The sequence below is a fragment of the Dehalococcoidales bacterium genome, from assembly GCA_035529395.1.
In the GTDB taxonomy this organism is placed as follows: Bacteria; Chloroflexota; Dehalococcoidia; order Dehalococcoidales; family Fen-1064; genus DUES01.
Genome location: DATKWT010000071.1, coordinates 1 through 10,014, shown reverse-complemented (window position 1 = coordinate 10,014; position 10,014 = coordinate 1). Strand labels below are relative to the sequence as shown.

7 protein-coding genes and 1 other RNA gene are annotated in these 10,014 nt (G+C 55.6%); all 8 read left to right on the top strand.

Going from position 1 to position 10,014, the window contains the following annotated elements; translation table 11 throughout:
- Positions 1-343 precede the first annotated feature (343 nt).
- Positions 344-1,303, top strand: a complete 960-nt coding sequence (locus tag VMW13_04565; protein HUV44086.1) for an ABC transporter ATP-binding protein — start codon at positions 344-346, stop codon at positions 1,301-1,303.
- On the top strand, positions 1,296-2,159 hold the full coding sequence (locus VMW13_04560) for a hypothetical protein (GenBank protein HUV44085.1): 864 nt from the start codon (positions 1,296-1,298) through the stop codon (positions 2,157-2,159). Before VMW13_04565 ends, VMW13_04560 begins: the two co-directional genes overlap by 8 nt.
- 594 nt (positions 2,160-2,753) lie before the next feature.
- Entirely contained in the window at positions 2,754-3,677 is a 924-nt protein-coding gene (locus VMW13_04555) for an alpha/beta fold hydrolase (protein ID HUV44084.1), read from the top strand.
- Between the two features lie 145 nt (positions 3,678-3,822).
- Positions 3,823-6,033 (top strand): molybdopterin-dependent oxidoreductase, encoded by a 2,211-nt coding sequence (locus tag VMW13_04550; GenBank protein HUV44083.1) that lies wholly within the window; start codon positions 3,823-3,825, stop codon positions 6,031-6,033.
- A 122-nt stretch (positions 6,034-6,155) separates the two neighbouring features.
- Positions 6,156-6,529, top strand: an RNA gene (gene rnpB, locus VMW13_04545) — RNase P RNA component class A.
- Between the two features lie 154 nt (positions 6,530-6,683).
- Positions 6,684-7,826 carry a S41 family peptidase gene (locus VMW13_04540; protein ID HUV44082.1) on the top strand — a complete coding sequence of 381 codons (1,143 nt, stop codon included), beginning with the start codon at positions 6,684-6,686 and terminating at the stop codon, positions 7,824-7,826.
- Positions 7,827-7,957: 131 nt separating this feature from the next.
- On the top strand, positions 7,958-9,148 hold the full coding sequence (locus VMW13_04535) for a GNAT family N-acetyltransferase (protein HUV44081.1): 1,191 nt from the start codon (positions 7,958-7,960) through the stop codon (positions 9,146-9,148).
- Positions 9,149-9,283: 135 nt separating this feature from the next.
- Positions 9,284-10,014: hypothetical protein (locus tag VMW13_04530; GenBank protein ID HUV44080.1), on the top strand; the 731-nt coding region annotated here is incomplete at its 3' end.

The following is a 10,014-nucleotide window of genomic DNA, read 5'->3' as shown; positions in this document are numbered from 1 at the left end:
TTACGTTTACTGGCTTATACTCTCATTGTACCGGGCATCAGCCTCCGGCTGCAATTATCGTCGTAGTTACTATCACAGTTGCAGCCGTATTTGCGGTCACAACTGTGGTGCTCTCGTTCAGATAGACAGGTGACACTTTTGTAGTGTTACTATTGTCGTTCTGACTGGCAGACAATAAGATGGATTGTCCGGCTCACAGTGTCAGGCAGTTTCAGTCCTACTTGACACAAACCTCTCGTAGAGTCTACCATAAAGTATCCCGATGGCAAGCGGTACGCTGCCCAAATAGGCTCGGCAAGAAGCACCCAAACTCGCTGGCAGGCGACCGCACAAAAGGTGACGCATGACCAATCAGGCAACCGCAGAACTTCATCCTGACTCAAGAGAAGGCAGCGATGTTGTCCTGCGTACCACCGGCCTGACCAAGCGTTTCGGCCAACTGGAAGCAGTAAAGAACCTCGACTTAGAGGTTCGCCGGGGCGAGGTTTTCGGCTTCCTGGGGCCAAATGGCGCAGGCAAGAGCACCACAGTCGGAATGATCCTGGGGCTGATCGCTCCCTCCGGTGGGAGCATCGAGCTGTTTGGTCGCAGGCTTGAGGACAACCAATGGGCTGCGCTCCGGCGCATAGGAGCGGTGGTCGAATCACCTGCCTTCTATCCTTACTTGTCCGGGCGGGACAATCTGGAGGCACTTGCCAGAGCCATCGGAGGCATTCCCAGGGCCAGGATAGCAGAGGTGCTGGAGCGGGTCAACCTGCAGGACCGTGCTGCAGACAGGTATAGCCACTATTCCATGGGAATGAAGCAGAGGCTGGGAATTGCGTCGACTCTGCTAAGGGACCCGGAACTCATCGTCCTGGATGAACCTGCCAGCGGACTCGACCCTGCTGGGACCAAGGAAGTGCGCGATCTGATTCCAAGGTTGGCGCATGAAGGTCGCGCCCTGTTTCTGTGCAGTCACCTGCTTCATGAGGTTGAGCAGGTGTGCGATAGAGTGGCGATAATCAAGGAGGGCGTCATGCTCGCCTGCGCCCCGGTTCACGAGCTATTGGCGCAAGGCCGGACGATTCAAATCAAGGTGGACGACCCGGCGCGGGCCGCTGCTATTCTTAGTGGCTTGCCCTGGATAAACTCGGTCAAGAGGGAGAACGATCATCTGATTGTGGATGCCCCGGAAGAGAGCGCCTCCCGGGTGAGTGCAGCCCTTGCTGAGCACAGTATCTTCCCCTCGGAACTGGTAAGCCACGGCGTCAGCCTGGAGAGCGTATTCCTGCAGTTAACAGGTGGTGAGAGCGGTGACTAGACTGATCAGCGCGGAGCTCTTCAAGCTGCGGAAGCGCCTTATGACCAGGGTGCTGTTGTTTGTGCTGGTTGGCATTATGATTGTCCTCTATCTGTTGCTGCTCGCCGTATCTAAAGTTGCCATTCCTGTCCATGGTTCCGAAGAGATTGGGACCATACAGAATCTGCTGGGACTTCCGCTAGCTCTTCCCTTTGCCTTGTCCATATTGTCCTCTCTTGGCACCATCCTGGCCGTGATCCTCATCGCCAGCTCTGTGGGAACTGAGTACAGTTGGCGAACCATGAGGACTATGCTCATCTGCAGTGAAAGTCGCCTCAAACTCCTTGGTGCCAAGTTGGTGGCAGCCGGCATCCTGATTCTCATAGGTATGGTTATCGGGTTGGCCACTGGCTTCCTCATGAGTTTGATCACTACAGCCATCGGTGGCTATTCCTTTGATTTCAGCTTCATGACTGGCGGATACCTGTGGGACCAGTTCCTTCAGTTCTGGCGCACATTCTACGTATTGATGCCGTATGCGCTACTTGGATTCCTTCTCGCCGTAGTCGGACGCTCGGCTATGCCAGGCATTGCTCTAGGCATAGGCATATTCTTTCTGGAATCCATCATTACTGCGTTTATGAGCCTTGCTGGTGGCTGGATTGCCAGGATACCTGACTACCTGCTCACAGCTAATGTCAGGGCGATCACAGCACAGAGCAACCTCCCACCAGGGATGAGCATGGGTATGGGTGGTAACAGCCTCTCCGACCAGTTGCCTGAGTTGTGGCTGGCTTTTGTAATACTTGCAGCCTATAGCCTGTTTTTCATCGGGCTAGCCTTCTATCTCTTCCGTAAGCGGGATGTAACCGGCTAGAGTCGATGGGAAAACTCAACCCGTTTCTTGGAAGTTGAACACTCTGGCTTCTTGTGCAACGTCCATTCCACCGGTGTGCTGCACATTGTGACGTTCTGTGCATGGTGTAGGTAGTCACCTCCTGCTTCATACCTTATCTGTTACCTGTGTCCCCGGTCTGTTTTATTACCATTGTACCCGGGCTGTACCCGGGGATGGGGTTACCCAATAGTGTCGAGATTGTGCGCTACTGAAGATGGTGGCGCGTCACTGCATTCTTCGCAATGACATAGAGTGTTTTCGGGAAAGGTATACCGTCATTGCGAGCGCAGCGAAGCAATCTCATCCCTAGCTAGATTCTTCGCTCTGCTCAGAATGACAGAATAAATCAGGGAGTCAAAGAGGGAATGGGGTCACCACATCATAATAAAGAAAGGTCCGGCATCATGCTGGCTACTGGACATAACGTTGGAAACAATTCACGCTCGGTTAGCCTCGAATTGTTTCCCATATTTTTCATTATCTGATTTATTGCTATTGACCCTATCTGTCAGTAATGTACCGGACTAGTACATCTCCTGGAAAAGTGAGCGTGATTGGGCTATACTGGTGGGGATGAATCCCTACGACTACTCCACCGATGACGCCCATTTCAACCTTCATCTTAGAAACCAGACCTCCAATTGGCTGCGGTACACGGTCGACTTTCCACCGGCATTTCAGACACGCCATGAAAAGGTAGAAATGGCACATGGCGATTACTTCCAGCCCCGTGGTTCTGGCAAAGCTCCCCTTGTCATCCTGCTTCACGGCGTTGGTGATGCCAGTCTGGTGCCCTGCCGGGGACTGGCGCGGAGTCTGGCCGGAAAGGGTATCGCCTGCTTCATTCCGCATCTCGCTGTTCATTCCAGCCGGCTGTCGGGGGCAGGATGGCGGCGAATGCCCCATCTCAGCGACGAAGAGTGGTTCGAAATCTACCGTACCGCAGTAGTAGAGGTACGACAGGTGGTAGACTGGTCCAGCACGCGTGCCGAGCTGGACGGGCGGAGGGTAGGGGTTCTCGGGGTCAGCTTTGGCGGCCTTATTTCGGCGATATCCATGGCAGTCGATCAGCGCATCACTGCTGCGGTACTCATTGTAGCCGGAGGGAACTCCGGGAAGATTGTGCAGAAAGCCAAGGCCAGAGTGCTCAATAGAGAGTATCGGACTACCGAAGCGGAATACCGGGCCGGCCAGCAGCAGTACGAACGGTATCTTGCCGAGGTCGCGGAAAAGGGCTTCGAGGACGTCATACCGCCGCGGCAGAGTTACCTGAACGACCCGATGACGTTTGCCGGGTATCTCCGTCAGCGCCCCTTGCTGATGATAAACGCGCGCTGGGACGAGTTTATCCCGAGGGAAGCCACCCTGGACTTTTGGGAAGCATGCGACAGGCCGGCCATTACGTGGCTACCTGGGACCCACACTGCTATCTGGTTATGGTACCCATTTATTCGAAGGAGAATAGGCAACTTTTTCGAGTCGTTCTTCGGACTGTGAAGAGAAGTCCTGGGAATATCCTCGCTGGCAGTGCTGGGTTGCCCGCAGACAACGGGATTGCTACAATTCGTGTATATCGGGGTAAGGATTCCACAGGTGCGTGCGATAGATTTTTACATGATGTGAAGGGTGAGGAAAGAAGATAGTGACAGACAGTGATATTACCATTGTGCCTACGGGGTGCTGTCATGACTGCGGTGGTCGCTGCGTGCTGCGAGCGCATGTTAAGGACGGCGTGATTATCCGTATCGAAACAGATAATGGCGAAGAGCCGCAGATACGTGCCTGTATGCGGGGAAGGGCTTACCGGCAGCGTGTCTACTCTCCGGAGCGGTTGAAGTACCCGCTGCGTCGTGTCGGGGAGCGGGGTGAAGGGCGATTTGAGCGTGTGTCCTGGGATGAGGCGCTGGACGCGGTGGCTACGGAGATAAACAGGATTATGGAGAAGTATGGCAACGGAGCGGTTCTCCTTGCCTCGGGTGCAGGAAACCAGGGAATGCTGCATGGCCCCGGAGCGGTTGGGCGATTGCTGATGGGCCTGGGAGGATTTACCCGCACCTGGTCTTCGCCTTCCTACGAGGGAAATTTGTTTGCCTCCATGGCTACCTATGGCACGATAAGCACCGGCAACTCACGGGAAGACCTGCTTAACTCCCGCCTCATCATCATGTGGGGATGGGACCCGGCCAACACGGTATGGGACCCGGGAACCAGCCTGACTCTGGCGAAGGCCCGTGAGAAGGGTATCAAGGTGGTGGTCATCGACCCCCGCTTCACCGATTCGGCGGCCGTTCTGGCGGACCAGTGGATACCGATTCGCCCCGGCACCGATGCCGCGATGCTGATTGCCATGGCGCATGTTATCATCACCGAGGACCTGCAGGACCAGGCCTTTATTGATAAATACACCATCGGGTTTGACGCATACCGGGACTACGTGCTTGGCAGGGAGGATGGCATTGCCAGGACGCCGCAATGGGCGGAGACGATTACCGGGGTACCTGCTGAGGTTATCACCGGACTTGCACGCGAGTATGCCACTCGCAAACCGGCAGCACTTATCGCCGGCTGGGGTCCGGCACGGTCTGCCCTCGGTGAGCAGTATTCCCGTGCGGCCAACGTGCTGACAGCCATTACCGGCAACATCGGTATTCCCGGTGGCTATGCCGCCGGGTTTATGAGGGCTTACTCAAGCCGTGCCTCGCACCGACCGGGCGGCTCGCGCGGACCGGATAATACGGTGGAGGCGGGAGCCCCGCCGCGAAAAGAAAGTCTCTATAAATTGCGGGGTGGGACCAACCCCAGCAGTGCCCGCATTCACTACAGCAAGATATATGATGCTATACTTCGGGGTCGTTCCGGCGGTCATCCTGTGGATGTCAGGATGCTCTATGTGGTGGCAGCCAACCTCATCAACCAGCACGGTAATACCCGGCGCGGGGTGGAGGCCCTCAAGTCCCGTTCGCTGGACTTCGTAGTTGTCCAGGACCAGTTCATGACACCCACTGCCCGGCTGGCCGATATCGTCCTGCCGGTGAATACCTTCATGGAGCGCAGCGAAATCGCACCTCCCTGGCTCGGCTCACCCTACTATATCTATCTCAACCAGGCAGTAGACTCCCTGTACGAATCGAAGACTGACATGGAGATATGCCGGGAGCTTGCCCGCAAGATGGGTATCCCGGAAGTGTTCGGTGATATCAGCGAGGACCAGATGCTGCGTGGAATCGCAGCGGGTCGCAGCGATATAGCTGACTATGAAGCCATGAAGCGGGATGGCGTGCTCAAGATAAAGGACGTACCACCGACTATCTCCTTCAAGGAGCAGATTGAAGACCCGGAGAACAATCCTTTCCCGACTCTTTCCGGCAAGATAGAGATATACTGCGAGCACCTGGCGGAGATGGATAACCCTGTGATACCGCCGATACCGAAGTATATCAGCCCGCCGGAGAACTACGATGACCCCCTGGCCAGTAAATATCCGCTACAACTGATAACCCCCCACCCCAAGAGGGGAACACACTCGTCGCTGGATATGGTACCGTGGCTGAAGGAAGTCGAACCTCAGACGGTGTGGCTCAATACCTCCGATGCCGGGAGCCGGGGAATAGATGACGGCGCGCTCGTTGATATCTATAATGACCGCGGTAGAATCCGCATCCCTGCCAGAGTAACCGAACGCATCATGCCGGGTGTCGTCTGCGTATATGAGGGGAGCTGGTACGACCCTGATGAAGACGGTGTCGACCATGGAGGGTGTGCCAACGTGCTCACGCCCGATGAGCACTCACCCGGTGGTGGGGCAATCGCCAATACGGCCCTGGTCCAGGTACAACCGTCACTGGATGAATAGTGGTGGACGTACTATGACACGAATGGGCTTCTACTTCGACCGGACACGGTGTACGAGGTGCAATGCCTGTGCTATAACCTGGTTTGACTAATCGGGGTACCTATATTAGAGTGTAGGCGGGGCAAGTAAACCGGGTGACCGCCTGTCTGGGTCGATTTCGGCACAGGTGGGAGGAAAGTCCGAGCTCCACCGGGCAGGATGCTGGGTAACACCCAGGGGGGGCGACCCCACGGAAAGTGCCACAGAAACATACCGCCCGTAGCGGCTCCGCCGGTGCGGGTAAGGGTGAAATGGTGAGGTAAGAGCTCACCAGCGGTCGGGAGACCGGCCGGCTGGGCAAACCCCATCCGGAGCAAGACCAAATAGGGGGACAACAGGGTGCCCGGTCCTATCCCCGGGTTGGTCGCATGACCCTGGTGGCAACATCAGGGCTAGATAGATGGTCACCGCCCTTCTGAGAAGGGTACAGAACTCGGCTTACAGGTTTGCTTGGCCCATTATTTTATGGTATCAGCTTCCCCACCGTGTTTTAAGGGTAGCGGGCTATTTACGACAGGACCTGGTGGAAGTGAAGCGATAGCGTGTTACCGGAATAGAAGCTCATTCCGGCTTTGTTCCAATATATATACCATGGGTGGAGGGTGAGAGCGATGCTAAAGAAGATGGCCATTATGGCTGCGAGCCTGCTACTGATAACGGGTCTCGTACTACTGCCGGGCGCTGGTTGCACTGTATTCACGGAGCCTGATGCGGAGACCGGACCGGACTTCAGCCTGCTGAAAGAAGCCTGGGATGTCGTCTACGAGGAGTATGTCGAGCAGGAGAAGCTTGACGCTGAGACCCTGCTCCGGGGGGCTATCAAGGGTATGGTAGATGCCATCGATGACCCGTACAGCTCCTATATGGACTCTGATGCTTACGAAATGAGCGCCAGTGACCTGACAGGGAAGTTCGAGGGTATTGGTGCCTATGTTGGATATGACGAAGGCAGAATAATGATTATATCTCCCATCCCCGGTTCCCCGGCAGACGAGGCGGGTGTCCTGTCTGGAGATATCATAATGGCTATTGACGGTGAGTCTACCATCGAGATGAACATCATGGATGCCGTTTCCCGTATCCGTGGTCCACGGGGTACTCCGGTGAGTCTCCTGGTGCTGCATGAAGATGAGACCGAGCCGGTGGAAATTGAGATAACCAGGGGGGAAATAGAGCTGGTCAGCGTGCTGTTCGAGATGGAGGGAGACATTGCTCATATTATCATTACCAACTTCAGTGAACGTACCGGTGATGAACTGTCTTCGGCGCTTGAAGATATGGCGGCAGAGACAGCCAGCGGTATTATCCTGGATTTGCGTAATAACCCCGGCGGACTGGTGTCCTCCGTGGTTGAGGTAGCCAGCCGATTCCTGGAGAAGGGCGTGGTCATCTCCACGGTCGATAATGAAGGTAACAAGGCTGAATTGTCGGTAAGACGCGGGGGTGAGGTGGTTGACCTGCCTATGGTCGTCCTGGTGAACAACTACAGCGCCAGTGGCAGCGAGGTGCTGGCCGGAGCACTGCAGGACCATGAACGGGCTGTTGTTGCCGGTGCTATTACCTTCGGCAAGGGTAGTGTGAATATCCTGCGCCAGCTCTCTGACGGCTCCGGGTTGTATATCACTGTTGGCCGCTGGTACACCCCCGGCGGTCGTCTCATCGAGGGTGAGGGGATTGAGCCGGACTATACGCTTGACCCTGATGAAGAGGATGCCTTTGAGTGGGCACTCGACTACCTGAAGAACAGCATGTAGCCCATCATCAGAGGATGGCATCTAGCATCCTTGTCTCCGGTCACGGTATGCGCTACTATTGGGTACTGGTCGGGCACTAATCTATACAGTAGTAATCTCAGCACCGGTGTATTGAAGAAGGAGGTACAGTTATGGCAGTGGAGATACGTCCGATAACCCCGGAGGAGCTTGATGAATTCAAGCGCGTTGCGGGTAACGCACTGGTAATGAACCCGGACACCTTCGTCGGGATGCGTCCCGAGTTCACCCTGTGCGCCTTCGAGGACGGTAAGCTGACTACCTCATTTGCCGCCTGGCCGTTCATGATGAGGTTAAACGGCACTGCTGTTCCTGTTGCCGCGGTTACCACTGTCGGTACCTTGCCAATATACCGTCGTCGTGGTTATTTACGTAAGGTGACTGCACTCTATTTCCAGCAGCTACACGAACAGGGAGAGCGGGCGATAGCCATCCTCTTCGCATCGAAGGCTGCTATCTACCAGCGGTATGGCTATGCCGTGGTCTCAACGAACGTATCCTACACTATCGACCCCCGGTATCTTCAGTTTACGCTCCCCAGTTCGGCAACCGGTACGTTTCGCGAGATTGGTGATGACGGCTTTCCCCTGCTGGTGAATCTCTATCGGAGCTTCCGCGAAGAAAGAACCGGGCTCATTCACCGTGGTCGTGAGATGTGGAATGCCAGTGCACTGGCGGCACCGCCATCCGGGGGGTTTCTGCATAGAGTGGTCTATGAGGAGAACGGGGAGCCGCAGGGCTACCTGATTTATACGGCTCAGCCCGGAAGCGCTCAGGCGCCCGGCAACTCTGTCAGTATCCGTGACCTGGCCTGGTTGACGTCATCCGCGTACCGGGCAGGTTGGGATTACTTGGCTAACATGGATATAATCGAAAGAATCACCTGGGGACGAGTACCATCGGACGACCCTCTGCCACACCTTCTACTTGAGCCGAGAATGCTTAGAGTGACCTCCAGCGACGGTATCCTGGGGCGTATCGTCGATGTCGAACGGGCGTTACCGGGTCGCTGCTATGATGAGGAGGCAGTCCTCACCTTTGAGATAAGTGATGACTTCTGCCCCTGGAACCAGGGCCGGTGGAAGCTGGAGACCTCTCTGGAGGGAAGCTCAATCACCCGTACCAGCGAGACCCCGCAGGTGGTAATGCCGGTAAGCACCCTGGCGATGCTGGTATTCGGCCAGATAAGTGCCACCGAGGCCGCCCGAATGGCGCGCCTTGAAGTCAACGAACCGGATGCCCTGCCGATGTGGGACAGGACAATGCACACTCGCTACCGGCCGATTTGTACCGATATGTTTTAGGTATGGGACTGCTTGCTTCACAACCAGCCTAACGGCAGGTGGGTAGTAAGTACTATTGACTATTTCCGTAGAAGGGTTATCATTTTAGACAGAGACTACCGGCAAATTTAATTGCATAAGAGGAGATGCACGACGATGAAGAGAGTAATGCTTACAGGCCTGCTGATTGCAGCCTTACTGCTGGGTCTGGCCGGGTCAGTTAGCGCTGCCCCGCCACAGGAAAATCCCGGCAAAGGCCCTCCGGATCTCGGCAAGATCGTCTTCATTCACTACCCCAAGGGAGTGATGGCCAAGGGCGGTATTCCCGGGCCTCCCGGTGGTGGCGATAATAGTGACAAAGGTGGCAAGCTCTGGTACAAGTACAGCGGGATTCACTGGGCCGAAGCGGCTGTTGACTACTGGGTGGAAGATGATGTGTCCGACGAGTTTGTGGCTGCCATAGATTCTGCTTTTAATGAGTGGGAAGGAACAGACGCCCCGATTGATTTCAAGTACGCAGATACTTTTGACGGAGTACCCAGCACCTATGTTGATGATGGTTCGACAAACGGCATGAACGAGATTGCATGGCTCGAGTTTTCACTGTATGACCTGCCTTCGAATGCCATTGGTGTGACGTCGGTCTGGTACGATACCGGGACAGGGCTGATCGTCGAGGTCGACATGGCGATGAATGGTGACCTACCGTGGGTGCAGAACACAGTGATAGGTGAGCCCAACGAAGCCGAAGGCGAGCCTGGGTACTACGATGTCCAGAACATCGCCACTCACGAAGTCGGGCATTGGCTCATGCTGGGGGACCTGTACAATAAGCCAGCCAAGCAGCAGACCATGTACGGCTATGGTGCCATGGCTGAAGTCAAGAA

Coding starts and splice junctions, on each gene's coding strand:
- VMW13_04565 (HUV44086.1), top strand. CDS start 344: ATGACCAATCAGGCAACCGCAGAACTTCATCCTGACTCAAGAGAAGGC.
- VMW13_04535 (HUV44081.1), top strand. CDS start 7,958: ATGGCAGTGGAGATACGTCCGATAACCCCGGAGGAGCTTGATGAATTC.
- VMW13_04555 (HUV44084.1), top strand. CDS start 2,754: ATGAATCCCTACGACTACTCCACCGATGACGCCCATTTCAACCTTCAT.
- VMW13_04540 (HUV44082.1), top strand. CDS start 6,684: ATGCTAAAGAAGATGGCCATTATGGCTGCGAGCCTGCTACTGATAACG.